Source organism: Cupriavidus necator, from assembly GCF_040578825.1.
Taxonomy (GTDB): domain Bacteria; phylum Pseudomonadota; class Gammaproteobacteria; order Burkholderiales; family Burkholderiaceae; genus Cupriavidus; species Cupriavidus necator_E.
On the sequence record NZ_JBEFLI010000048.1, the window covers coordinates 26,959 to 50,850 of the forward strand.

20 protein-coding genes and 1 pseudogene are annotated in these 23,892 nt (G+C 67.8%); 5 read left to right on the forward strand and 16 right to left on the reverse strand.

What is annotated here, in order from left to right; translation table 11 throughout:
• Nucleotides 1–7: 7 nt before the first annotated feature.
• The 6 genes and pseudogenes from AB1I47_RS22030 to mfd form a co-directional block, all read right to left on the reverse strand.
• Nucleotides 8–328 carry a hypothetical protein gene (locus AB1I47_RS22030; protein WP_354685842.1) on the reverse strand — a complete coding sequence of 107 codons (321 nt, stop codon included), beginning with the start codon at nt 326–328 and terminating at the stop codon, nt 8–10.
• The gene (locus AB1I47_RS22035) at nt 325–612 is read right to left on the reverse strand and encodes a hypothetical protein (protein WP_354685843.1); all 288 of its coding nucleotides are present in this window, start codon (nt 610–612) and stop codon (nt 325–327) included. The genes AB1I47_RS22030 and AB1I47_RS22035 overlap by 4 nt, the downstream gene beginning before the upstream one ends.
• Nucleotides 613–796: 184 nt before the next feature.
• Complete coding sequence (gene serB / locus AB1I47_RS22040; protein ID WP_354685844.1) at nt 797–1,651, reverse strand: phosphoserine phosphatase SerB; 855 nt, start codon at nt 1,649–1,651, stop codon at nt 797–799.
• Between the two features lie 136 nt (nt 1,652–1,787).
• Nucleotides 1,788–2,981, reverse strand: a pseudogene (locus tag AB1I47_RS22045) (amidohydrolase); the annotation flags it as partial.
• Nucleotides 2,982–2,999: 18 nt separating this feature from the next.
• Complete coding sequence (argE, locus tag AB1I47_RS22050) at nt 3,000–4,226, reverse strand: acetylornithine deacetylase (RefSeq protein ID WP_354685845.1); 1,227 nt, start codon at nt 4,224–4,226, stop codon at nt 3,000–3,002.
• An 88-nt stretch (nt 4,227–4,314) separates the two neighbouring features.
• Nucleotides 4,315–7,764, reverse strand: coding sequence for a transcription-repair coupling factor (mfd, locus tag AB1I47_RS22055; protein ID WP_354685846.1), 3,450 nt, complete (start codon nt 7,762–7,764; stop codon nt 4,315–4,317).
• Nucleotides 7,765–8,000: 236 nt separating this feature from the next.
• Between mfd and ispD the strand changes: the two genes are divergently transcribed.
• Both ispD and ispF read left to right on the forward strand, forming a co-directional pair.
• Nucleotides 8,001–8,777 (forward strand): 2-C-methyl-D-erythritol 4-phosphate cytidylyltransferase, encoded by a 777-nt coding sequence (gene ispD, locus AB1I47_RS22060; RefSeq protein WP_354685847.1) that lies wholly within the window; start codon nt 8,001–8,003, stop codon nt 8,775–8,777.
• 4 nt (nt 8,778–8,781) lie between these two features.
• Complete coding sequence (ispF, locus tag AB1I47_RS22065; protein WP_354685848.1) at nt 8,782–9,291, forward strand: 2-C-methyl-D-erythritol 2,4-cyclodiphosphate synthase; 510 nt, start codon at nt 8,782–8,784, stop codon at nt 9,289–9,291.
• 103 nt (nt 9,292–9,394) lie between these two features.
• Here the strand turns inward: ispF and AB1I47_RS22070 are convergent, their stop codons facing one another.
• The 5 genes from AB1I47_RS22070 to ompR form a co-directional block, all read right to left on the reverse strand.
• Nucleotides 9,395–9,967, reverse strand: coding sequence for a GNAT family N-acetyltransferase (locus AB1I47_RS22070; protein ID WP_354685849.1), 573 nt, complete (start codon nt 9,965–9,967; stop codon nt 9,395–9,397).
• Nucleotides 9,968–10,148: 181 nt separating this feature from the next.
• A complete protein-coding gene (locus tag AB1I47_RS22075; RefSeq protein WP_354685850.1) occupies nt 10,149–10,670 on the reverse strand; it encodes a carboxymuconolactone decarboxylase family protein in 522 nt (173 codons plus the stop codon).
• Nucleotides 10,671–10,778: 108 nt separating this feature from the next.
• The gene (locus tag AB1I47_RS22080) at nt 10,779–11,327 is read right to left on the reverse strand and encodes a peroxiredoxin (RefSeq protein ID WP_022534521.1); all 549 of its coding nucleotides are present in this window, start codon (nt 11,325–11,327) and stop codon (nt 10,779–10,781) included.
• A 323-nt stretch (nt 11,328–11,650) separates the two neighbouring features.
• Nucleotides 11,651–13,000 (reverse strand): ATP-binding protein, encoded by a 1,350-nt coding sequence (locus AB1I47_RS22085; RefSeq protein WP_354685851.1) that lies wholly within the window; start codon nt 12,998–13,000, stop codon nt 11,651–11,653.
• Between the two features lie 24 nt (nt 13,001–13,024).
• Nucleotides 13,025–13,747, reverse strand: coding sequence for an osmolarity response regulator transcription factor OmpR (gene ompR / locus AB1I47_RS22090; RefSeq protein WP_010810107.1), 723 nt, complete (start codon nt 13,745–13,747; stop codon nt 13,025–13,027).
• Between the two features lie 314 nt (nt 13,748–14,061).
• Between ompR and AB1I47_RS22095 the strand changes: the two genes are divergently transcribed.
• Nucleotides 14,062–14,403: a hypothetical protein gene (locus tag AB1I47_RS22095; RefSeq protein WP_354685852.1), complete on the forward strand. Its 342-nt coding sequence runs from the start codon at nt 14,062–14,064 to the stop codon at nt 14,401–14,403.
• Between the two features lie 15 nt (nt 14,404–14,418).
• Here the strand turns inward: AB1I47_RS22095 and AB1I47_RS22100 are convergent, their stop codons facing one another.
• Together AB1I47_RS22100 and hpnD are read right to left on the reverse strand one after the other, a co-directional pair.
• Nucleotides 14,419–15,681 carry a Zn-dependent hydrolase gene (locus tag AB1I47_RS22100; RefSeq protein WP_354685853.1) on the reverse strand — a complete coding sequence of 421 codons (1,263 nt, stop codon included), beginning with the start codon at nt 15,679–15,681 and terminating at the stop codon, nt 14,419–14,421.
• Between the two features lie 103 nt (nt 15,682–15,784).
• The gene (gene hpnD, locus AB1I47_RS22105) at nt 15,785–16,621 is read right to left on the reverse strand and encodes a presqualene diphosphate synthase HpnD (RefSeq protein WP_354685854.1); all 837 of its coding nucleotides are present in this window, start codon (nt 16,619–16,621) and stop codon (nt 15,785–15,787) included.
• A 251-nt stretch (nt 16,622–16,872) separates the two neighbouring features.
• On the opposite strand from hpnD, the gene AB1I47_RS22110 reads away from it, so the two are divergent.
• Nucleotides 16,873–18,066 carry an efflux RND transporter periplasmic adaptor subunit gene (locus AB1I47_RS22110; protein ID WP_407935882.1) on the forward strand — a complete coding sequence of 398 codons (1,194 nt, stop codon included), beginning with the start codon at nt 16,873–16,875 and terminating at the stop codon, nt 18,064–18,066.
• 6 nt (nt 18,067–18,072) lie between these two features.
• Nucleotides 18,073–21,186 carry an efflux RND transporter permease subunit gene (locus AB1I47_RS22115; protein ID WP_354685856.1) on the forward strand — a complete coding sequence of 1,038 codons (3,114 nt, stop codon included), beginning with the start codon at nt 18,073–18,075 and terminating at the stop codon, nt 21,184–21,186.
• A 15-nt stretch (nt 21,187–21,201) separates the two neighbouring features.
• On the opposite strand, the gene AB1I47_RS22120 is transcribed toward AB1I47_RS22115, so the two are convergent.
• Genes AB1I47_RS22120 through AB1I47_RS22130 form a run of 3 tightly spaced genes read right to left on the reverse strand, consistent with a single transcriptional unit; the run spans nt 21,202 to nt 23,892 of the window.
• Nucleotides 21,202–21,615: a DUF3830 family protein gene (locus AB1I47_RS22120; RefSeq protein ID WP_354685857.1), complete on the reverse strand. Its 414-nt coding sequence runs from the start codon at nt 21,613–21,615 to the stop codon at nt 21,202–21,204.
• Nucleotides 21,616–21,632: 17 nt separating this feature from the next.
• Nucleotides 21,633–22,823 carry an amidase gene (locus tag AB1I47_RS22125; protein WP_354685858.1) on the reverse strand — a complete coding sequence of 397 codons (1,191 nt, stop codon included), beginning with the start codon at nt 22,821–22,823 and terminating at the stop codon, nt 21,633–21,635.
• A 52-nt stretch (nt 22,824–22,875) separates the two neighbouring features.
• Nucleotides 22,876–23,892, reverse strand: coding sequence for an ABC transporter ATP-binding protein (locus AB1I47_RS22130; RefSeq protein WP_354685859.1), 1,017 nt, complete (start codon nt 23,890–23,892; stop codon nt 22,876–22,878).

Here is a 23,892-nt window from a genome sequence, read left to right on the forward strand (position 1 = left end):
GGCATTCTCAGGAGGCGGACAGGCCGTGCAGCGCCGCCAGTGCGGCCGGCGCGGCGCCGGTCAGGCGCAATGCCCACAGTGCGCCGAAGCAGAGCAGGTTGGCGCCGCCCAGCCACAGCCAGGCGGACTTGCTGGAGCGGAACAGCAGGCTGCAGCTGATGATGGCCACCCACACCGGCAGGCAGGCCACCACGGCCGCGACCAGGCCGGTTTCCCAGCCGCCCGGCAGCCACAGGATGGCCAGCGTGCACAGCGCCACCGCCAGCGGCAGGCCCAGCAGCGCGCCGGCCAGCCATTTGGTGCCCATCGAGGAGGGGTCGGCGCTCATGCCTGTTGCCTCCGCGAGGACTGGCGCCCGCGGTCGACATAGGTGCCGACAAACGGCCACAGCGACAGCGCGCACGGCACCGTCGCCAGCGTGGCGGCGATTGCCACCGGCCAGCCGTCAGTGGTGCTCCACAGCCAGGTGCTCAGGATCACCAGCGCCAGGCCGAGCCAGCCCAGCACACCCGACGGTGCACCGGCGCCGCGCGGCAACAGGACCTGGTTGGGGGCAGCCAGGTACAGGCATGCCGCCGCAGCCAGGCCGAGGAAGACGGCCAGAACTTGCATGGGGGGAATGTCAGCGAATCGAAACATTAATGGTAATGATTCGCATTTGTGCGTGCAAGCGGAATGTGGTGGCGGCGTTGCGGTAGCAGGGGATTTCTTCACATCGGACGGCAGCCGCGGCTGCTGTCACTTATTGGTGTGCTTCGCCCCGGGTCGCTCCAAGGCGACCCCTGGGGCGGGAGGCTCAGTGCGGGAACAGCGCCAGCAGCCCGTCCAGCCCGACATGGTTAAACGCGACGCTGGCCTGCGTCCGCACCACCGGCTTGGCGCGGAACGCGACCGACAGCCCGGCCACCGCCATCATCTTCAGGTCGTTGGAGCCGTCGCCCATCACGATGGCCTGGTCCGGCGTGGCGCCGATCTGCGCGCACACTTCCTGCACGGTGCGCGCCTTGACGTCCGCATTGACGATCTCGCCGACCACATTGCCGGTCAGCTTGCCGTCGACGATCTCCAGCGTGTTGGCACGTGTGAAGTCGAGCCTGAGCCTCGACTTGAGCTGTTCGGTGAAATGCACGAAGCCGCCGGACACCAGCAGCGTGCGCAGGCCAAGCGCCTGCACGGTCTGCAGCATGCGCTCGGCGCCCGGGGACAGGCGCAGGCGCTCTTCGTAGACGCGGTCCAGCACGCTCGCGTCCAGGCCCTTGAGCAGCGCCACGCGGCGGCGCAGGCTCTCGTTGAAATCGGTGATCTCGCCACGCATGGCGGCTTCGGTGATGGCCGAGACCTCGGCCTTGAGCCCGCAGAAGTCGGCGATCTCGTCGATGCACTCGATGGTAATCAGCGTCGAGTCCATGTCCATCGCCACCAGGCGGAAGTCAGACAGCTTGCGTCCGGCCGGCACCACCGCCCAGTCGATCGCGCGCGGGCCGCAGAAGTCGTCCAGCGTATCGCGCAGCGCCGGCGTCAGCGGCGCGCAGTCCCCGGCCGCGGCCACGGTGTCGCTGCGCGGCACGAGTTCGGAGGCGCGGGCCAGCGTGCGGGCGGTGTCGAGGTCGGCGGCGGCAAGCGGGGCGGTGCTCTGGAGAATCAGGGGCATGACAGAAGAAGATCGGGGCTGGGCGCGGGCGGGCGCGCTTCCCGGGGGACGGAAAGGCGGGGGCTGCAACGCGGCAAAACCGATATTGTAGCCGCGCCCGCCCGCGCCGCGTCAGTCCGTTCAGCCCGGGGGCCGCTCAGCGCTGCGCCATCACCATGTAGTCCACCGTCAGGTTGGACAGCGCACGCACGCCGTTGATCAGCGCCGGCTCGTCCACATAGAACTCGGGCGAGTGGTTGGAAGGCGCCTTGTTCACATCCTGGCCCTTCGGCGTCACGCCGAGGTTGAAGAACAACCCCGGCACCTTCTCCTGGTAGAACGAGAAGTCCTCCGACGCAGTCGCCTTGGGCGTGATCATCCAGTTGCCGTCGCCGGCCACGCGCTGCAGCGTGGGCGCCATCTTCTCGGTCAGCGCCGGCTGGTTGATGGTGGCGTTGTACAGCTCGACCACGCGGAAGCTGGCCTCGGCGCCGGCGCTGCTGGCGATGGCCTCGGTGGTGCGCTTCATGCGGGCATGGATGTCCTTCTTCATGCCTTCGTCATAGGTGCGCACCGTGCCCATCATCTCGACCTTCTCCGGCACGATGTTCATGCGGTTGCCGCCGTGGATGGTGCCGACGGTGATCACCGACGGTTCCAGCATGGCATTGACCTGGCGGCTCTGGATGGTCTGCAGGCCCATCACGATCTGCGACGCGACCACGATCGGGTCGATCCCGCCCCACGGCCGCGCGCCATGCGTCTGGCGGCCCTTGACGTCGATCCAGAACTGGTCGGCCGCGGCCATCGACGCGCCGCTGCGCCAGCCGAGCTTGCCGGATTCGATGCCGCTGGTCACGTGCAGGCCGAAGATGGCATCGACCTTCGGGTTGTCCAGCACACCCTCGGACACCATCTGCTTGGCGCCCCACGTGTTGGAGCCGTTGGGCTCGAAGTCGGCCGGGCTTTCTTCGGCGGGCTGGAAGATGAACTTCACCGTGCCGGGAAGCTGGTCCTTCATGCCGGCCAGCACTTCGGCGGTCGCCATCAAGATCGCCACGTGGGTGTCGTGGCCGCAGGCGTGCATCACGTCCACTTCCTTGCCCAGGTACTGGCCCTTGGCCTTCGACGCGAACGGCACGTCCACGCGTTCCTTCACCGGCAGCGCATCCATGTCGGCACGCAGCGCCACCACCGGGCCGGCCTTGCCGCCCTTGAGCACCCCCACCACGCCGGTCTTGGCCACGCCCGTCTTCACTTCCATGCCGAGCTTGCGCAGGTGGTCGGCCACCAGTCTGGCGGTGCGGGTCTCGTAGTTGCCGAGTTCCGGATGCTGGTATCGACGAAATGCCGACGCAGCAAAGCAAAGTCAAGCCTGGCAGGCCGCCACGCGCAGACTGTCGACCACCTTATGCAGGAACGCCTCGCACGCCGCGAGCTGCTCCAGCGCGACAAACTCATCCGGCTTGTGCGCCTGCTGGATATCGCCGGGCCCGCACACCACGGCGGGGATTCCCGCACGCTGGAACAGCCCCGCCTCGGTGCCATAGGCCACCTTGTTGGTATCGCGATCAGCCGTCAGCGCCCGCACCAGCTGCGTAATCGCAGCCTGCTCGGCCACGTCCAGCGACGGCGCCGCAGCCACCTTGCTCAGCGTCAGGTCGGCATCGGCATGTTCGGCACGCATCTTCGGCAGCAGCACGTCGTTGGCGTACGCATGGATGCGCGCGTAGATCGCTTCCGGATCGACCCCCGGCAGGTTGCGGAACTCGAACACGAACTCGCACAGCGCGGGGATGGTGTTGAGCGCGATGCCGCCCTGGATGGTGCCGGTCTGCGCGGTGGTGTAGGGCACGTCGAAGGCCTGGTCGTAGGGACCGTTGGCCCTGAACTCGTCGGCGATATCGCGGATGAAGCAGATCAGGCGCGCCGCGTATTCGATCGCATTGACGCCGCGCGGCGTCAGCGACGAGTGCGCGGCCTGGCCCTTGACGCAGCAGCGGTAGGCATTGATGCCCTTGTGCGCGACGATCACGCGCATGCTGGTGGGCTCGCCGACGATGCAGCCGCCGGGCGTCACGCCGCGCTTGCGCAACTCGGCCAGCAGATAGGGCGCACCCATGCAGCCGATCTCTTCGTCGAACGACAGCGCATAGTGCACCGGCTCGCGCAGCTTCGCCTCCAGGATCGTCGGCAGCAGCGCCAGGCTGGTGCCGATAAACCCTTTCATGTCGCAGGTGCCGCGGCCATAGAGCCTGCCGTCGCGGATCACCGGCTTGAACGGGTCGGTGGTCCAGTCCTGGCCGTCGACCGGCACCACGTCGGTATGGCCCGACAGCACGATGCCGCCATTGGTGTCGCCATTGGCGGCGGGCACGGTGACGAACAGGTTGGCCTTGTCCTGCTGGGTGTTATAGCTCAGATGCGGTTTCAATCCCCTGGCCAGGAAATGATCGCGTACGGTCTCGATCAGGCCCAGGTTGGAATGGCGGCTGGTGGTGTCGTACGCGACTAGCCGCTGGGTCCATTCGAGCGCGCTGCCGCGCGCTGCGGATTCGGTGGCGGGCTGGCGGGAAGCGGCGGCTTGAGCGTGCATGGGGGCGCTATCGCTGACTTGTTAAGGGTTTGATGCTACACCCGGGCGGGCGCTCAGTCCATGCGCCCGCCGCCTCAGGCCGGCGCCATCAGGCCAGTTGCCGCAACGTATGCTTGATTGTCTGCGCGCGCACCGCCACGTCCGGCATCTTGGCCTCGATGCGCAGCTTGTCCTGGCCGGCCAGCTTGATATGGCGGTTCTTCTGCACCAGGTCGATGATGCGCATTGCATCCACCGGCGGATTGGGCACGAACTGCACGCTGATGGTGGCCTCGCCCGCATCGATCTTGCGCACGCCCAGCGGTGCCGCGGCAATGCGCAGCCGGTGCGTTTCCACCAGCGCCTGTGCTTGCGCGGGCAGGCGGCCGAAGCGGTCGATCAGTTCTTCCTGGATATCGTCGACGCGCTCCGCGGTCTCGCAGTTGGCCAGCCGCTTGTACAGCGACAACCGTTCATGCACGTCGGCGCAGTAGTCGTTGGGCAGCAGCGCCGGCGTGCCGAGGTTGATTTCGGTGGTGGCGGCCAGCGGCGCCATCAGGTCCGGCTCCTGGCCGGCCTTCAGCGCCTTGACCGCGGCGTTGAGCATATCGGTATAGAGCTGGAAGCCGATTTCGTGGATCTCGCCCGACTGCTTGTCGCCCAGCACTTCGCCCGCGCCGCGGATCTCCAGGTCGTGCATGGCCAGGTAGAAGCCCGAGCCCAGCTCTTCCATCTGCTGGATCGCTTCCAGCCGGCGCTGCGCCTGCCTGGTCAGCCCGTCGACGTCATGCACCAGCAGGTAGGCATAGGCCTGGTGGTGCGAGCGCCCGACGCGGCCGCGTAACTGATGCAGCTGCGCCAGGCCGAACTTGTCGGAGCGGTGGATCAGGATGGTGTTGGCGGTCGGCACGTCGATGCCGGTCTCGATGATCGTCGTGCACAGCAGGATGTTGTCGCGGCGCGAGACGAAATCGCGCATCACGCGTTCCAGCTCGCGCTCGTGCATCTGGCCGTGCGCAACCGCGATGCGTGCCTCGGGCACCAGCTCGGCCAGCCTGGCGCGCTTGTTCTCGATGGTCTCGACCTCGTTGTGCAGGAAGTAGACCTGGCCGCCGCGCTTGAGCTCGCGCAGGATGGCCTCGCGGATCACGCCGTCTTCTTCGCGCCGCACGAAAGTCTTGATGGCCAGCCGCTTCTGCGGCGCGGTGGCAATCACCGAGAAGTCGCGCAGCCCCTCCAGCGCCATGCCCAGCGTGCGTGGAATCGGCGTGGCGGTCAGCGTCAGCACGTCGACCTCGGCGCGCAGCGTCTTCAGCGCTTCCTTCTGGCGCACGCCGAAGCGGTGCTCCTCGTCGATGATGACCAGCCCCAGGCGCTGGAACTTCACCTGGTCGGACAGGATCTTGTGGGTGCCGATGACGATATCGACGGTGCCTTCGTTGATCTGCTTGATGGCCGCGTCGATTTCCTTCCTGGTCTTGAAGCGCGACAGCTCGACGATGCGCACCGGCCATTCGGCAAAGCGGTCCGACAGCGTCTGGAAATGCTGCTCGGCCAGCAGCGTGGTCGGCGCCAGCATCGCCACCTGCTTGCCGCCCAGCACCGCGACAAAGGCGGCGCGCAGCGCCACCTCGGTCTTGCCGAAGCCGACGTCGCCGCACACCAGCCGGTCCATCGGCTTGCCCGAGGTCATGTCGGCGATCACCGCGGCAATTGCGGCCGCCTGGTCCGGCGTTTCCTCGAAGCCGAAGCTCTCGGCAAAGGTCTCGTAGTCCTTCGGCGACAGCGGGAAGGCAAAGCCTTCGCGCGCGGCGCGGCGCGCGTACAGGTTGAGCAGTTCGGCCGCGGTGTCGCGGATCTGCTGCGCGGCCTTGCGCTTGGCCTTGTCCCACTGGCCCGAGCCCAGGTGGTGCAGCGGCGCGGTGTCCGGGTCGGCCCCGGAGTAGCGCGAGATCACGTGAAGCTGGTGCACCGGCACGTACAGCTTGCTACCCTTGTCGTAGTCCAGGTGCAGGAATTCTTCGTCGCCCTGGCCCATGTCGAGCGTGACCAGGCCCTGGTAGCGGCCGATGCCGTGCTCGCTGTGTACAACCGGGTCGCCGATCTTCAGCTCGGCCAGGTCGCGCACCATCGAGTCGACGGCGGAGGCCTGCTCCTGCTTGCGGCGCCCGGTGCGGCGCGCGGTGCCGGCGTAGAGCTCGGCCTCGGTGACGAATGCCAGTTGCCCCTGCGGCAGCGCGAAGCCGCTCTGCAGCGGCGCCACCGCAATCGAGAAATGCGCTTCGCCCGCCAGGAAGGCGGCAAAGTCGTCCACCGGCTGCGGACGCAGGCCGCTTTCGGCAAAGAGTTGCAGCAGCGTCTCGCGGCGGCCGGCGGAGTCGGCACACATCAGCACGCGGCTCTGCTTGTCGAGCAGCAGGGACTCCAGGTTGACCAGCGGGTCTTCGGCGCGGCGGTTGACCGAGACGTCGGGCAGCATCGCGGAGAAGGGCGGCTGGTCGCCGTTGGCCTCGGCCTGCAGCACCAGCCGCGCCATCGGCTTGGCCGCGACGAAGAACTGCTCTTCGGACAGGAACAGCGCCGACGGCGGCAACAGCGGGCGCTCGCGGTCGTGCCGCATGAAGTTGTAGCGCTGCGTGGTGTCGGCCCAGAAGCGGCGGATGGCTTCGTCGACATTGCCGGCGAACGCGAGCTGCGTATCGGCGGGCAGGTAGTCGAACACGGTCGCGCTCTGCTCGAAGAACAGCGGCAGGTAGTACTCGATGCCGGCCGACGGCACGCCGTTGCCGATGTCCTTGTAGATCGGCGACTTGGTCGGGTCGCCCTCGAACACCTCGCGCCAGCGGCCGCGAAAGGCGGTACGCGCGGCTTCGTCGAGCGGGAATTCGCGCCCCGGCAGCAGCCGCACTTCCTTGACCGGATACAGGCTGCGCTGCGTGTCCGGGTCGAACGCGCGGATGGTCTCGATCTCGTCGCCGAACAGGTCGATCCGGTATGGCAGCGCCGAGCCCATCGGGTACAGGTCGATCAGGCCGCCGCGCACGCTGTATTCGCCGGGCCGCATCACCGCGCTGACGTGCTCGTAGCCGGCCAGCGTGAACTGGGACTTCAGCGCCGCTTCGTCGAGCCGCTCGCCCTGCTTGAAGAAAAAGGTGTAGGCCGCGAGGAACGACGGCGGCCCCAGCCGGTACAGCGCGGTGGTGGCCGGCACCAGCATCACGTCGCACTGGCCGCCCTGGATGTCGTGCAGCGTGGCCAGGCGCTCGGACACCAGGTCCTGGTGCGGCGAGAAGCTGTCGTACGGCAGGGTTTCCCAGTCGGGCAGCAGGCGCACGCGCAGCTCCGGCGCGAACCACGGGATTTCCTCGGCCAGGCGCTGGGCGTCGACGGCATTGGCGCACACCACCGCCAGCATCGGCACGCGTTCGCGGTGCTGCCGCGCGTAGGCGGCCAGGGCCAGCGCATCGGCCGAGCCGCGCAGGCCGGCGACGCTGTGGCGCAGCCCCGGCTTGAGCAGCGGCAGGTTGACGAAGGGGAAGGCGGGTGTGGCGTCAGGCATGTCGGCTACGTGCGTTCGAAACGACGACACCCCGCCGGCGTTGCGGGCGGGGGTCGGACCGGGTACGGCAAGTACAGCAAGGCATTGGTACAGCAGGCGCGGGGGCGCCGCCCGAGGCATCTGCCGCGCAACTTGGCACGGCATGGCGACGGACAAGGGCCGTATTATAGAATGCGCACCGGTTGCCCCGCTGGCACCCGCTGCGATCCTGCTCTCCTCAATTTCCTGCCGATGCCGTGTCCGCTCGCCGCTTTGCCCTGATTCCCTGTGCCGGTACCGGCAGCCGCGCCGGCGGCACCGTGCCCAAGCAGTACCAGACCGTGGCCGGCCGGCCGATGATCTGGTACGCGCTGGCGGCGTTCTCCGCGTGCGACGCCATCAACGCCACCGCGCTGGTGCTGGCGCCCGACGACATGCCGCTGGAATCGCGCTTCGGCGCGGCCGCCTTTGCCGGGCTGCGCTTCGATACCGCCTTTATCGGCGGCGATACGCGCCATGCCTCGGTGCTGGCGGGGCTGCACCACCTGGCGCAGCTCGGCGCGACCGACAGCGACTGGGTGCTGGTGCACGACGCCGCGCGCCCGGGCCTGACCCCGGCAATGATCCACGCACTGGTGCGCGCGGTGGAAAGCGACGGTGACGACGATCCCGATGCGGCCATCGGCGGCATCCTGGCGGTGCCGGTGCCGGATACGCTGAAACGGGCGCAGGGCGATGCCCGCATCGGCACCACGGTGCCGCGCGAAGGGCTGTGGCAGGCGCAGACGCCGCAGATGTTCCGCCTGGGCGTGCTGCGCCAGGCGCTGCAGGACGCCATGGCGGCCGGTGCGGTGGTGACCGACGAGGCCAGCGCGATCGAGCGGCTGGGGCTGCATCCGCGGCTGGTCAACGGCTCGCTGCGCAATTTCAAGGTGACTTACCCGGAAGACTTCGCGCTGGCCGAAGTGCTGCTGGGGGATGATGTTAAAAGCGATGGCAAGGGCGCGACGCCCGGCCCGCGCAAAGGAGCATGACCCCATGATGCCGTTCGATATCCGCGTAGGACAGGGCTATGACGTCCACGCGCTGGTGCCCGGCCGCAAGCTGATCCTGGGCGGCGTGGAGATTCCCCACGACCGCGGCCTGCTGGGCCATTCCGATGCCGATGCGCTGCTGCACGCGGTCACCGACGCGCTGTTCGGCGCGGCCGCGCTGGGCGATATCGGCCGCCATTTCCCCGACACCGACACGCAGTTCGCCGGCGCCGACAGCCGCGTGCTGTTGCGCGAGGCGGCGCGCCGCGTGCGCGAGGCGGGCTTTGAAATCGGCAATGTCGATGCCACCGTGATCGCGCAGGCACCCAAGCTGGCGCCGCATATCGGCGCGATGGTGGCGAACCTGGCCGAAGACCTGGGGCTGCCGCCGGGGCGCTGCAACGTCAAGGCCAAGACCAACGAGAAGCTGGGCTTCGAAGGGCGCCAGGAAGGGATCGTCGCGCAGGCCGCGGTGCTGGTGTGGCGCGCGTCGGTGACGGGCGTGCAGGACTGAAAAGTTGCTGTTGGGGGGCTCCCCTCTCCCGCGCGCGGGAGAGGGGAGCGATCACCACGGTTGATGGCCTTCTCTGGGCGAGTCAGCGCACAACATCGCCTACTTACTTCGCAGCGTCAGCCGCCGGATCATTCTCCGGCGTGATGGCATACGTGTAGTCGATCAGGCGCGCCATCGCGCCGCTGCGCGCGCCGGCTTCAGTGCGCTTGGTGAAGCCCATCTGCTGGCACAGCCGGTTGGCCGACGCCATTTCCGGCATGGTGCGCACCAGCAGCGCGGACGAGCCGATGTCGCGCGCACGCTGGATGCAGATCTGCATCAGCGTGCGGCCCAGCCCCATGCCGCGCGCCTGCGGGCTGACGGACAGCAGCCGCGCTTCCGGCTGGGTCAGCGTGATAGTGCTGCCGTCCAGCGCCGGCAGCGTGGCGCCGGGGTGGCAGAACAGCACGGCGCCCATGATGCCGTGATCGGTTTCTGCCACCCACCATTCCATATCCGGGTTGCTCGCCGCGAGCACCGCCTGCATGCCGCGCTGGAACGAGGCTCGGCAGTCTTCCATGATCTCCAGCTCATACTGACCATAGGCTTGCTGCGTGACGGCGGCGATGTCGCCCCAGTCGTGCACCGCGGCGAGACGGTAGTGGAAGCGGGGGGAAGTCGGCGAAGGCAGGGTCATGGCAGGCGTGAAGTGCGAATCCTGCTTGGATTGTAGGCCGATCGCCGCGCAAGTGCAGCGCCGGCGCCGCAACGGTTGCGGGATGGGAACAGCCGGCAATTCCTGATGGGAAGCTGCCGGCTGCTGTGCTACAGGGCCGCGGATGGGCCCCGGGGGGCGCGGGGGCGCGCTGGAGGCTGGCTTACTGCGCAGCGATCACGTTGGCGGCAGCCACGATCACCGCGGCGATGCGGCCCACGTCGCGCAGCTGCTGCGCGGTCATGCCCTGTTCGTTCTTCAGCAGCTGGTAGTGCGACTTCACGCAGAAGTGGCACTTGCCCACGATCGAGGCGGCCAGCGCGTACATCTCGAAACGGCGCTTGTCCACGCCGCCGTGCGTGGCGTAGGCATTCATGCGCAGGCCGGCCGGCTGGGTGGCCAGGTCCGGATCGTCGGCCATCTCGATGTACGGGTACCAGGTGTTGTTCATGCCCATCAGCGCCGCCGCGGTCAGCGCGCCGTTGGTTTCCTCGGGCGACAGCACCTCGGCGTTACGGATGGCGTCCACCAGCACCTTGCTCTGCGCAGCGAACGCCGCCGCCAGCGCCACACCCACCGCATCGTTGCCTTCCAGCGAAGAGCGCGCGATGGTGCCGTCCACGTTCAGGCGGATGTCCTTGGCGTAATCGGGGATGCAATTCTTAATCGTGCTGAGGAATTCCATTTATTTCTCCTATCGATCGGGGCTCAAAAAACCCGCGCGAGCGGGTTTTGGAGCGGAGGGCGCAGGGCCCTCCGCGGATCGCCACGGCGTCTGGCGACCGACTGCAAATTACAGCGTGGCGCCACCAACGGCACGGTTGCACGGGCACAGCTCGTCCGTTTGCAGACCGTCCAGGATACGCAGGACTTCGTCCGGGTTGCGGCCGACGTTCAGGTTGTTCACCGAAACGTGCTGGATCACATTGTCCGGGTCGACGACGAAGGTCGCGCGCAGGGCAACGCCGGCAGCGTGGTCACGCACGCCCAGCTGGTCGATCAGCGAACCGGTCACGTCGGCGAATTGCCACTGGTTCAGCTTGTTCAGGTCCTTGTGTTCGCGGCGCCATGCCAGCTTGACGAACTCGTTGTCGGTCGAGCCGCCCAGCACGATCGCGTCGCGGTCGGCGAAGTCGCCGTTCAGCTTGGCGAAGGCAACGATTTCAGTCGGGCAGACGAAGGTGAAGTCCTTCGGGTAGAAGTAGATGATCTTCCACTTGCCTTCGAACGACTTTTCGGTGATGTCTTCGAAAGCCGACTGGCCGTTCTCTTCGTGATTGTTGAAACCCGGCTTGACACCGACGACGTGGAAGGCTTCGAGCTTGTCACCAACGGTCTTCATAGACTTCTCCTGATACGGTTGCGATGAGAGCGGCGCTGCTGCATTGCCGGCGTGGGACCGGTACTGCATTTGCTGCAGTGCACCGCGACAAAACGTGATTATGCGTGATCATCCGGTACCGGGCTAATTGATATTCTCAAAGAGTCCGATAGGCAAAGCATGCTGCAGGATGTGCACACGGAAGCGGGGCTGCGTGGCATCGGCCCAGGCCAGCGGCGGATGCGGAAGGGCAAGTATGCCATGCGTAAGGCGCCCGCTCATGGCAAGTTGGTGACGATTGCCGTGGATTCAACCCGCCACATTCACGCCAGAATAGAAACGGCTCAGGCGCGCCGGAAGCAGGCGCTGACCACCAGGCCCGTCTCGGGGGCAGGGCGGTTGGCCAGCACCAGCCGGCCACCGTTGCGCTGCATGATGCGGTTGACGATGGACATGCCCAGGCCCGCGCCCTTGGCCTCGCTGCGCGCGCTGTCGAGGCGGTAGAAGGGACGCGTCAGCAGCGAGAGCTGGCCGTCGGGCACGCCGTTGCCATGGTCGGCCACGGTCAGTACCGCTTCCTTGTCGTCGACGCGCGTGGAAATTTCCACCACGGCCATGCCACTTTGCTCGTCCTTCGCGTAGCGGCGGGCGTTTTCCACCAGATTGTCGAGAATGCGCTGCACTTCCATGCGGTTGGCCACGGCCATCACCGGCTCGTTGGCGCGCACGCGCACGCGCACGTCGTCGTGCGCGGCGTAGACGCCCACGGCATCGTGGACCAGTGCGGACAGGTCGACCGGTTCCACCGTTTCCAGCGGCGGGCGCGCGTAGTTGAGGAACTGGCCGATGATGGCGTCCATCTGCTCGATATCGGCGATCATCGCGTCGCGCGTGGTGGTGTCCATCGGCGACATCTCGGTCTCCAGCCGCAGCCGCGTCAGCGGCGTGCGCAGGTCGTGCGAGATGCCGGCCAGCATCACTACGCGGTCGTCGTCGAGCTGGCGCAGGTCGCGCACCATCTGGTTGAAGCTGTGGTTGGCCAGCGCCACTTCGCTGGCGCCGTGCTCGGGCAGCGGCGGCGGGTCGCCGCCGGCGCCGATCGCGCGTGCGGCGTTGGCCAGCCGCTTGAGCGGGTAGTTGACGCGCGCGGTGATAAAGGCCGCGCCGATGATCGACAGCAGCAGCGCGGCGATACTCCACCACAGCCACTGGATGCCGGGCACACGCTCGAAACGCTCGGGGCTGATCGCCACCCAGTAGTCGTCGCCCTCGATCTCGAAGCTGACCCAGACGCCGGGGATGTCATTGACGGTGGTGGCCAGCACCGTGTCCTCGCCGAGCCGGCTGCGGATCTCCTGCTGCACCAGCGCGGTCAGGAAGGGATTGGCGGTGGGCGCGGCGAAGTCGTCGTCTTTTTCGCGCGGATAGACCTTGATGCCTTCGTTCTGCACCAGGTCGAGCAGCAGGAAGCGGCGCCGCGCGGGGTCGGAGTAGAGCAGCGCGGCGCGCGTGAGCTTGACCACGCTGACGACCTGCATGGCGATCTGCTGCGCGCGCGGGGCGCGTTCGAACAGCCGGTAGCTCTGGAACCAGATGCCCAGCGAAATCGCCAATAGCAGGGCGATAAGCATGAAGGTTCGCCAGAACAGCGAACCAAAGAACCGCGTAGCGGTTCTACCGATAACGGTAGCCACGATAGGAACAGCGGCCGTTATCGGTTATTTCACGCCATCGGGGATGAAGACGTAGCCCAGGCCCCATACCGTCTGGATGAAGCGCGGGTTGCTCGGGTCCGGCTCGATCAGCTTGCGCAGCCGGGAGATCTGCACGTCCAGGCTGCGGTCGAACACTTCGTATTCACGGCCGCGCGCCATTTCCATCAGCTTCTCGCGCGACAGCGGCTGGCGCGGATGGCGGGCAAACACCTTGAGCACCGAGAATTCGCCGGTGGTCAGCGTGATTTCCTCGTCGTTCTTGGTCAGCGTGCGTGTGGCCAGGTTCAGCACGAAGTCGCCGAAGGCGAAGGTCTCGGGCGTTTCCGACGGGGCGCCGGGCACTTCGGCCGGGCCCTTGCGACGCAGCACCGCGTGGATGCGCGCGATCAGCTCGCGCGGGTTGAACGGCTTCGGGAGGTAGTCGTCGGCGCCCATCTCCAGGCCGACGATGCGGTCCACGTCCTCGCCCTTGGCGGTGAGCATGATGATCGGGGTCTGGTCGTTGGCGCCGCGCAGCCGGCGGCAGATCGACAGGCCGTCTTCGCCCGGCATCATCAGGTCCAGCACCAGCAGGTCGAAACGCTCGCGCAGCCAGAGCTTGTTCATCGCGGTGGCGTTCTCCGCCACCAGCACGGTGAAACCCTGTTCGCCCAGATAGCGGCGCAGCAAATCGCGCAGACGCGGGTCATCGTCGACGACAAGAATCTTGTGGCTGGTATTTTCCATGGCGGTATCTTAGCGACTATCGCTTTCGCTCAAAATGGCTTAACAAAACGTTACATACTTTACCCCGGCGTATGGCAGTGTGCACCAATCGTGCGATTACACTGCGCAATCCGTCTTTTTGCGCACCGGGTGGCGCGGATTTCCGCGCATTTGCACCGGATGCTCCACCGCATCAGCCAGCCTGCTGCGCAGGCGCTGGCGCGATGCTTGCAGTTGGCGCCAGCGCCGGACGGGTACTGAGTTCCCGGCTTCAGGCAGTCGTCCAGAATGCTCCTTGACGACTGCCTTTCCCGAAGCCAAGACCGCCATTATCAATGAAAGCGAACCGAACCCGGCCCGGGCATCCGCAGCATGGTATCGCCGGCGCATGCCTTGCGCTGGCGATCGCCGTGCTGGCGCTCATGTCCAGCGGGTCGGTGCAGGCCCAATCGGCCGGCATGGCCAACCTGCTCAAGCGCCCTCCGTCGACCCAGGCCAGCGACCCGGGCAACAACCAGCGCGAAGCCCGCGCCCGCGCCGAGCGCCATCGCGCCGAGCAGCGCGACGCCGAACGCCGGCGGGAAGAACGGGGCGGCTCACGGCTGTCGCCGGACGAGCGCCGCAAGCTGCGCAAGAACCTGTACGACTTCGGTCGCGATATCTACCGGGGCGGCTGAGCGCCGCCCGGCTTGTCAGCCGCGCGGCTGGAAGTGCCGCAGGAAATCGACGAATACCTCCGCCGCCAGCTGCGCATCCTCCGCCGTAAGGGTCTCCAGCGGGTTATGGCTGATGCCGCCGTTGCCGCAGCGCACGAACAGCATCGCCACGTCCGTGATGCGCTGCATCATCATCGCGTCATGGCCGGCGCCGGACGGCAGCTCGAAAGCCTGCAGGCCGCGCTTCTTCAGCACGGCGCCGAACTGGTCCATCAGCCAGCGCGCGCACGGCGCGTTGTTGACCGGCGGCACGCGTTCCACCTGCACGCTCAGGCCGCGCCGCCCGGCGATCTCGTGGATGCCGGCGACGATGTCGGCGATCGCCACCTCGCGGATGCCATCCTCGCCCGCGCGGATATCCATCGAGAAGGTGCAGGCGGCCGGGATCACGTTGCTGGACCCGTCCGGCACCTGCAACTGGCCGACCGTGCCCACCAGCGTAGGCGCCGCCGCGCAGCGCTGCTCGACCAGCAGGATCATCTCCGCCGCACCTGCGGCCGCGTCCTTGCGCATGCCCATCGGCGTGGTGCCGGCATGGCTGGCCAGCCCTTCCACCCTGACCTGGAACCGGCTGCTGCCGGCGATCTGCGTGACCACGCCCAGCGGCAGGCCGTGGTGCAGCAGCACCGGGCCCTGTTCGATATGCACCTCGACAAAGCCCAGCAGGGAAGCCGGATCGACCGCCGCCGCGCGCAACGCCTCCAGCTCGCCGCCCCCGGGCAGGCCGGATGCCGCCAGCGCCTCGCGCAGCGTGATGCCGTCCGCGTCCTGGCGCTCGAGCAGCGCGGGATCGAAGCGGCCCGCCAGCACGCTGCTGGCGAGGAAGCTGGTCTTGAAGCGCAGCCCTTCCTCCTCGGCAACACCCACCACCTCGAAGTGATAGGGCAGGCGGATGCCGGCCTGATTCAGCGCGGCGACCACCGCGATCGGCAGCAGGATGCCCAGCCGCCCGTCATAGCGCCCGCCGTTGCGCACCGTATCGAAGTGCGAGCCGGTCATCAGCACGCGCGCGTCGCTTGCGGCCGGATCCGCGGCATAGCGGCCGATCACGTTGCCGATGGCGTCGATGCGCACCTGCATGCCGGCCGCTTCCATCCACGCCACGAGCTGCGCCTGCGCCGCGCGGTGGGCGGGGGTCAGGTAGGCGCAGGTGAGGCCGCCCTCCATGTCGGAGAAGCGGGCGAGCTGGTCGGCATTGGCGAGGATGGTCTCGCCGAGGGAAGCGGAGGTCTGCGTCATGGCGGTACGGCTTGGGAGGAATCAGGAAATCGGGGACAGGACATAGTGTCATCAGCCGGCGGTATGCAGACTGTGTCGCCATCTGCGGCCGCTAGTGCCGGCTCTAACTATTGCGCACCCACGTCTTCCACGCAATCCACAACTTGCGCATCGGCGTCAGCGCGATGCGCTGGTTCAGCACCTGGAACTGGCTTGCCTCGAGCTCGTCGAGCAGCGCGTGGTAGATCGCGCCCATCAGCAGGCCGGCGCGCTGGGCGCGGCGGTCCTGCTTGGGCAGCAGCGCCAGCGCCTCGCGGTACAGCGCGCGGGCGCGGCCGGCGTGGTACTGCATCAGCGCGACAAAGCGGTCGGAATGCTCGCCCTTCAGGATTTCCGAGGCCGGCACCTGGAATTGCTGCAGGGTGTTGACCGGCAGGTAGATGCGGCCGCGGCGGGCGTCCTCGCCCACGTCGCGCAGGATATTGACGAGCTGCAGCGACAGCCCGAGCTTCTCGGCAAACTGCAGCGTCTGCGGCTGGCTGTAGCCGAACAGCCTCGCGCTGAGCGTGCCAACCACGCCCGCCACGCAATGGCAATAGCGATTCAGGCCATGTTCGTCGAGGTAGCGGGTCTGGGTCAGGTCCATCTCCATGCCGTCCAGCACTTCGGACATCTCGGCGTGGGGCAGGCCGGCGCTTTGCACATGCGGCTGCAGGGCCTTGGTCACCGGGTGGGTCGGTTCGCCTTCGAACAGGCGGCGCAGTTCGCCGCGCCACCAGTCGAGCTGCTGGTGGGCCAGGCCCGGATCATGGCTGTCGTCGACCACGTCATCGACCTCGCGGCACCAGGCGTACAGCGCGGTGATGGCGCGGCGGCGTTCGGCCGGCAGGAACAGGAAACTGTAATAGAAGCTTGAGCCGCTCTGGGCGACTTTCTCTTGGCAATACTGATCGGGCGTCACGCCGGTCTCGGTCTGAAGATGTGGGAAAAGCAGGGGATGCTACGCGGCCGGCTGGCGGCGCATGCGCATTTAACCACAGCTCGCCCGGGCGGACGGACACCTGAGGCTTCATTCCAGTCGTTTCGTCGCCTGCCGTTTGACGCACCCCCCGGGGGATCGCTATATTACTGACCGGCCAGTTATTTATTGCCCGCCGGCCCTCGCGGCCATGGCCAGTCTCGCCTGCAGTTCCATCCGACTTGTTGCCTACGATGCCAGTGCTTTGCCAGGTGCCGGAAGTTGCGGCCGCAGATACTCCTGCTGTTTCTCCTATCTTGCGCCGGACCGGCAGGGCGCTTGCCATGCTCGCCACCGTGTCGGTGCTGGCGCTGGCCGGCTGCGGCAAGAAGACCGAGCCCGTGCCGGAAGTGCGCCCGGTGCGCCTGATGCAGCTCAGCCAGCATGGCGGCAAGACGGCTTTCGAGTTTTCCGGCGACGTGCGCCCGCGCGTGGAATCGCGGCTGGGCTTCCGCGTCGGCGGCAAGATCGCCGCGCGGCTGGTCGACGTGGGCGCGACGGTGCGCAAGGGACAGCCGCTGGCACGGCTGGACCCGACCGATCTGTCGCTGGCCGAGGCCGGCTCGCGCGCCCAGTACGAGGCCGCCAGGACAGACCGCGATCTCGCCGCCGCCGACTTGAAGCGCTACAACGACTTGTTTGCCAAGGGTTTTATCAGCGCCGCCGAGCAGAACCGGCGCAAGGCCACTTATGAGGCCGCCGAATCGCGGCTGCGCCAGGCCGAAGCCGGCCTGCGCAGCCAGTCCAACCAGACCGCGTATGCGGTGCTGAACGCCGACGCCGACGGTGTGGTCACGGCAATCGATGCCGAGGTCGGGCAGGTCGTCACCCCCGGCCAGCCGGTGGTGCGCGTGGCGCAGACCGCCGAAAAGGAAGTCGCCATCGGGCTCCCCGAAGACCAGGTCGACCAGCTGCGCGGCATCACCGACGTCAGCATCCATACCTGGGCCGAGCCGCAGCGCTCGCTGCCCGGCCGCGTGCGCGAGATCGCCGCCGCCGCCGACCCCGTTACCCGCACCTACGCCACCCGCGTGACCATTCCGAACCCGCCCGCCGACCTCAAGCTCGGCATGACGGCGGTGGTGACCTTCGTGCGCAACGGGGCCACTCCGGCCATCCGCGTGCCGCTGACCGCGCTGCTGCAGGACCAGGGCCGCAACCAGGTGTGGGTCTACGACACCGCCGCCGGCACGGTGCAGCCGGTGCCGGTGACGCTGGGCGAGGCCATCGGCAACGAGGTGGAGGTGCGCCAGGGGCTGGCGCCGGGCCAGACCATCGTCACCGCCGGGGTCCACCTGCTGCGCCCCGGCCAGAAGGTGCGGCCGCTGCAGACAGTGGCGCCGGCGTCGGCCCCGTCGGCGCCGGCCGCCACCCCGCAGCAGGGTTGAGGCCGCATGGATCATTCGCGCTTCAATTTGTCGCGCTGGGCACTCGAGCACCAGCCGCTGACCCGTTACCTGCTGGTGGTGCTGTTGCTCGGCGGCATGCTGGCGTTCTTCCAGCTCGGGCAGGACGAGGATCCGCCCTTTACCTTCCGCGTGATGGTGGTGCAGGCGTTCTGGCCCGGCGCCACCGCCGAGCAGATCGCGGTGCAGGTCACCGACAAGATCGAGCGCCAGCTGCAGGAAGTGCCGTATGCGGACAAGATCCGCAGCTTCTCCAAGCCGGGCGAGACCACGGTCATCTTCCAGCTCAAGGACACCTCGCCGGCGAAAGAAACGGCGCAGATCTGGTACACGGTGCGCAAGAAGATCGGCGATATCCAGCAGACGCTGCCCAGCGGCGTGCGCGGGCCGTTCTTCAACGACGAGTTCGGCGACGTCTACGGCACCATCTATGCGCTGTCGGCCGACGGCTTCAACTACAAGGAACTGCGCGAGTACGCCGACCTGGTGCGCCAGGAGCTGCTGCGCGTGCCGGCGGTGGCCAAGGTATCGCTGATCGGCCTGCAGGACGAAAAGGTCTACATCGAGTTCAACCAGGCGCGCTTCGCCCAGCTCGGACTGGACATCAACGCCATCGCCGAGCAGATCTCGCAGCAGAACAACCTGACCGGCAGCGGCGTGCTGGTCACCCCCAGCGACAACCTGCAGGTGCGCCTGTCCGGTCAGTTCGCCAGCGTGCAGGACCTGGAGGACCTGGTGCTGCGCGGCCCCAACGGCATCGCCAATATCCGCCTGGGCGACATCGCGCATGTGTACCGCGGCTATGTCGACCCGACCCAGACGCGCATGCGCTTCAACGGCAAGGATGTGATCGGGCTGGGCATCTCGATGCAGAAGGGCGGCGACATCATCCAGCTCGGCAAGGACCTGCGCGCCGCTTTCGAGCGGATGCGCGGCCAGTTGCCGGTGGGCATCGAGATGGACCAGGTGCAGGACCAGCCGAAGGCGGTCCAGCGTTCGGTGGGCGAGTTCGTGCACGTGCTGATCGAGGCGGTGGTGATCGTGCTCGCGGTCAGTTTTGTCGCGCTGGGCCTGCACACCAAACCGCTGCGGCTGGACGCGCGCCCGGGGCTGGTGGTGGCGCTGACGATCCCGCTGGTGCTGGCGGTGACCTTCCTGTTCATGAACATCTTCGGCATCGGCCTGCACAAGATCTCGCTGGGTGCGCTGATCGTCGCGCTGGGCCTGCTGGTGGACGACGCCATCATCGCGGTCGAGATGATGGTGCGCAAGCTGGAAGAGGGCTTCTCCAAGATGGAGGCCGCCACCTTCGCCTACACTTCGACCGCGATGCCGATGCTGACCGGCACGCTGATCACCGCGGCCGGCTTCCTGCCGGTGGGGCTGGCGCGCTCGACCGTGGGCGAATACACCTTCGCGATCTTTGCCGTGACCGCGCTGGCGCTGGTGCTGTCGTGGCTGGCGGCGGTCTATTTCACGCCTTACCTGGGTTACCTGCTGCTCAAGACGCGCAGCGCGGGCGCGGGCGAGCCGCATGAGGTGTTCGACACGCCGTTCTACGCGCGCTTCCGCCGGCTGGTGGACTGGTGCGTGACCTGGCGCAAGCTGGTGATCGCGATCACGCTGGTGGCCTTTGCGCTGGGCATCTACGCCTTCAATTTCGTCGAGAAGCAGTTCTTCCCGGATTCCAGCCGGCCTGAGCTGATGGTGGAGATGTGGATGCCCGAAGGCACCGGCTTCGCCCAGATGGAGGCCGAGGCCAGGCGCTTCGAGAACCTGGTGCGCAAGGACCGCGAGGTCGAGAGCCTGACCACCTTCGTCGGCACTGGCGCGCCGCGCTTCTACCTGCCGCTGGACCAGATCTTCCCGCAGAGCAACGTGGCGCAGGTGATCGTGATGCCGGTCAGCACCGAAGTGCGCGACGCCTTGCGCCGCCGTGTCATCGCGCTGCTCGACAGCGAATTCCCGTACCTGCGCGGCCGTGTCAAGCTGCTGCCCAACGGGCCCCCGGTGGCCTATCCGGTGCAGTTCCGCGTGATCGGACCCGACGCCGCCGGCGTGCGCCAGCTCGCCGACCAGGTCAAGGCCGAGATGCGCGCCAATCCCAATACCGTCGGCGTCAACGACAACTGGAACGAGAACGTCAAGATGCTGCGCCTGGAGATCGACCAGGACAAGGCACGCGCGCTCGGCGTGACCACTAACGCCATTGCGCGCGTCACGCAGACGGTGCTGACCGGCGTGCCGGTGGGCCAGTACCGCGACGGCGACAAGCTGATCGACATCATGATGCGCACGCCGCGCAACGAGCGCGATGCGATCTCGGACCTGAACAATATGCTGGTGCCGACCAATAGCGGCCGCACGGTGCCGCTGATGCAGGTGGCGCGCGTGGCGCTGCGCTCGGAGCCGGGCGTGGTGTGGCGCGAGAACCGCGATTTCGGCGTGACCGTGCAGGCCGATGTGGTCGACGGCATCCAGGGCCCGACCGTGACCGCGCAGATCAACCCGAAGCTCGACAAGCTGCGCGAGGAGCTGCCGCCGGGCTACCGCATCACCGTGGCCGGCGCCGAAGAAGAAAGCGGCAAGGCCGGCGCCTCGATCGCCGCGCAGTTGCCGCTGTGCATCTTCATCATCTTCACGCTGCTGATGCTGCAGCTCCACAGCTTCTCGCGCGCGACCATGGTGTTCCTGACCGGACCGCTCGGGCTGATCGGCGCCGCCGCCACGCTGTTGCTGCTGCGCGCGCCGATGGGGTTTGTGGCGCAGCTCGGCATCACCGCGCTGCTGGGCATGATCATCCGCAACTCGGTGATCCTGGTCGACCAGATCGAGCAGGACATCCGCGCCGGCGTGCCCGCCTGGACCGCCATCGTCGAGGCCGCGGTACGCCGTTTCCGCCCCATCATCCTGACCGCCGCGGCTGCGGTGCTGGCGATGATCCCGCTGTCGCGCTCGATGTTCTGGGGGCCGATGGCGGTGGCGATCATGGGCGGGCTGATCATTGCGACGGTGCTGACGCTGCTGTTTCTGCCGGCGCTGTATGCGGCGTGGTTCCGGGTGAGGCGGCCGGAGGACGGACCGCGCGCGCTGGCGATGTGACGGTGTGGGCGCGGGCTAGCCGGCCAGCTCGAACAGGATATCCTGCGCTCCTTCCCACAACACCCTGGTCCCCAGCGCCCGCAGGTGTTCCTTGCCCTCGACCACGGTCAGGAAATGGTTGCCCGCAAGCTGCCCCATCTTGCTGGCGAAGCAGCAGCTGCCGTAGGCCAGGATGATCTCGGTCTCGCTGTAGCCGCCGGGATAGAACAGGATGTCGCCGACCGAAGGGTGGCTGGTGGGGTTCTCGAAATCCACGCCGAGCCGGAATTCGCCCAGCGGGATCCAGCAGCCTTCGCCGCTCCAGCGCACGTGGATCAGCTTTTCGCGGTAGGGCAGCAGCTTCAGGAATGCCTCGACCGTCTTGGGCGCGTCGGGGTTGGTCTCGGCGACAAAGCTGTAGCCGCCGGCGGTGATGCGGATGCGGGTCATATCGGCTTCTCCCCGCCTCACGCCTGTTTTGCCAGGATGGCCTCGGCCAGCGCGACCAGGCTGCGGTCGCTGCCTGCCGGCCCGAGCAGCGAAATGCCGAGCGGTGCGCCGTCGCGGCCCGCCAGCGGCAGGCTCAGTTGCGGGAAGCCGGTCAGCGGCGTCAGGCACAGCGTATGGGCGGCAAGATTGCGGTATGTCTCCAATGACTCCATCGGCTCGGCGCGCAGCGGGGCGATATCGGGCATCGTCGGCAGCACCAGCACGCCGTCCGGGCCCAGTAGCCGGGCCAGGTGCGCGGTGAAATCGCGGCGCACCGCGCTGGCTTCTTCGAATTGCGCCGGCGTGACGGCTTTCGAGAAGGCGAAGCGCGCCGCGACATCGGCACCAAGCTCCAGCCCGTATTGCTCGATCAGCGCGCCTGCGCTCTGCCAGGCTTCCCAACCCTGCACATGGCGGAAAGCCCACCACAGCTCGGATAGCGCGCGGTCTGCCACCGTCACCGGCGTTGCCTTGCCGAGGGCCGCTTCGATTTTCGCGACGGCCGGCGCGAGCGCAGCTCGGGCGGGCGGCGTCGGCTGGCTGAACAGGTCGGTCGCAAACAGCAAGCGCGGCGCGTCCGGCAGCGGTGCCCGATCGGCGCCCAACATCACGTCGGCGACGCGCGCGAAGGTGGCGATGTCGCGGGCGAAGAAACCGCAGGTATCGAGGCTCTCCGCCAGCGGCAGGCAACGCTCCAGCGTAATGCGCCCGTGCGTGGGCCGGATGCCGAACAGGCCACAGTGGCTGGCGGGCGCGCGCACCGAGCCGCCAGTGTCGGAGCCCAGCGCGACATCGCACAGCCCGTTAGATACGGCCGCGGCGGAGCCCGACGACGAGCCGCCCGTGATGCGGTCCGGCGCGGCGCCGTTGACCGGGCGGCCATAGTGGGCGTTGCTGCCGTTCATCGAGAAGGCCAGTTCGTCGGTATGGGTCTTGCCGACAAAGGCGGCGCCGGCGTCCAGCATGCGCTGCACCGCCGGCGCGGTGGCGGCCTTAATGCCTGAGCGCGCCAGCACATGCGGGTTGCCGCCGCCGGTCGGATAGCCGGCGACATCGAACAGGTCCTTGACGGCAAAGGTCAGGCCCTGCAGCGGGCCGCTGGCCGCGTGCGGCACGGCGACCCCGGGATAGGGCATGAAGGCGCGGGCGGGATGGGTGGCAAGCGTCATGGAGAGATCCTGGAAATATCGGTGTCTGGTGGGGAAGGCAGGGGACAGGGCGCTATGCCGCCGTGGCGACCGCCGGCTCGGCGGCCAGCACGCAACTGACGCGGTGGCCGGTGCCGACGGTGATAGCCTGCGGCACCGCGGCCAGGCATTCGGGCCGCGCATGCGCGCAGCGCGGCGCGAAGCTGCAGCCCGGGGGCAGCGCGGCCAGGTCGGGTGGGGCGCCGCCGATGGTCCTCAGCCGCTGGCCGCGGTCCATGCCATGCTGGCGGCTCTGCAGCAGCGCGATGGTGTACGGATGGCGCGCCTCGCGCAGCAGCGTGCGGATCGGGCCTTCCTCGACGATGCGCCCGCCATACATCACCGCGACGCGGTCGGCGATCTCCACCGCGGCGCCGATATCGTGGGTGACGAAGACGATGGACAGGCCCAGCTCGCGCTGCAGTTCGCGCAGCAGGATCAGCACCTGGATCTGCACCGTGGCGTCCAGCGCGGTGGTGGGCTCGTCGGCCAGCAGGATTTTCGGCCGCGCGGACAGCGCCAGCGCGATCATCGCGCGCTGGCGCATGCCGCCCGACATCTCGTGCGGGTAGGCGGCCAGGCGCCGTTCGGGGCTGGGGATGCGCACCGCCTCCAGCGCCTTCAGCGCGCGTTCACGCGCTTCTGCCGCCGACACCTTGTCATGGGTGCGGATGCATTCAACGATCTGCTGGCCCACGGTGTAGACCGGGTCCAGCGCCAGCAGCGGCTCCTGGAACACCATTGCCATGGTGCCGCCGCGCAGCCGCGCCAGCGCGTGCTTGTCCAGCGCCATCACGTCGGCGCCGTCGACGCGGATCTGGCCTTCCATGCGGGTGCGGCGCGACGGGTGCAGCCGCATCAGCGCGCGCAGCGTGACGCTCTTGCCCGAGCCGGATTCGCCGATCAACGCCACCGCCTCGCCGGCGCCGACCTCGAGCGAGACGCCGTTGACGGCACGGATGGTCTTGCCGCCGCCGGAGAAGGTGACGCGCAGGTCGCGCACGGAGATCATCGGCGCGCCGGGCACGGTGTTTTGCGGGGTTGCGGACAT

Bases quoted from the DNA above. Each gene is read 5' to 3' on its own strand.
- AB1I47_RS22030 (WP_354685842.1), bottom strand. From the start codon at position 328: ATGAGCGCCGACCCCTCCTCGATGGGCACCAAATGGCTGGCCGGCGCG.
- AB1I47_RS22035 (WP_354685843.1), bottom strand. From the start codon at position 612: ATGCAAGTTCTGGCCGTCTTCCTCGGCCTGGCTGCGGCGGCATGCCTG.
- serB (WP_354685844.1), bottom strand. From the start codon at position 1,651: ATGCCCCTGATTCTCCAGAGCACCGCCCCGCTTGCCGCCGCCGACCTC.
- argE (WP_354685845.1), bottom strand. From the start codon at position 4,226: ATGCACGCTCAAGCCGCCGCTTCCCGCCAGCCCGCCACCGAATCCGCA.
- mfd (WP_354685846.1), bottom strand. From the start codon at position 7,764: ATGCCTGACGCCACACCCGCCTTCCCCTTCGTCAACCTGCCGCTGCTC.
- ispF (WP_354685848.1), top strand. From the start codon at position 8,782: ATGATGCCGTTCGATATCCGCGTAGGACAGGGCTATGACGTCCACGCG.
- AB1I47_RS22070 (WP_354685849.1), bottom strand. From the start codon at position 9,967: ATGACCCTGCCTTCGCCGACTTCCCCCCGCTTCCACTACCGTCTCGCC.
- AB1I47_RS22075 (WP_354685850.1), bottom strand. From the start codon at position 10,670: ATGGAATTCCTCAGCACGATTAAGAATTGCATCCCCGATTACGCCAAG.
- AB1I47_RS22080 (WP_022534521.1), bottom strand. From the start codon at position 11,327: ATGAAGACCGTTGGTGACAAGCTCGAAGCCTTCCACGTCGTCGGTGTC.
- ompR (WP_010810107.1), bottom strand. From the start codon at position 13,747: ATGGAAAATACCAGCCACAAGATTCTTGTCGTCGACGATGACCCGCGT.
- AB1I47_RS22095 (WP_354685852.1), top strand. From the start codon at position 14,062: ATGAAAGCGAACCGAACCCGGCCCGGGCATCCGCAGCATGGTATCGCC.
- AB1I47_RS22100 (WP_354685853.1), bottom strand. From the start codon at position 15,681: ATGACGCAGACCTCCGCTTCCCTCGGCGAGACCATCCTCGCCAATGCC.
- AB1I47_RS22110 (WP_407935882.1), top strand. From the start codon at position 16,873: ATGCCAGTGCTTTGCCAGGTGCCGGAAGTTGCGGCCGCAGATACTCCT.
- AB1I47_RS22115 (WP_354685856.1), top strand. From the start codon at position 18,073: ATGGATCATTCGCGCTTCAATTTGTCGCGCTGGGCACTCGAGCACCAG.
- AB1I47_RS22120 (WP_354685857.1), bottom strand. From the start codon at position 21,615: ATGACCCGCATCCGCATCACCGCCGGCGGCTACAGCTTTGTCGCCGAG.
- AB1I47_RS22125 (WP_354685858.1), bottom strand. From the start codon at position 22,823: ATGACGCTTGCCACCCATCCCGCCCGCGCCTTCATGCCCTATCCCGGG.
- AB1I47_RS22130 (WP_354685859.1), bottom strand. From the start codon at position 23,892: ATGTCCGCAACCCCGCAAAACACCGTGCCCGGCGCGCCGATGATCTCC.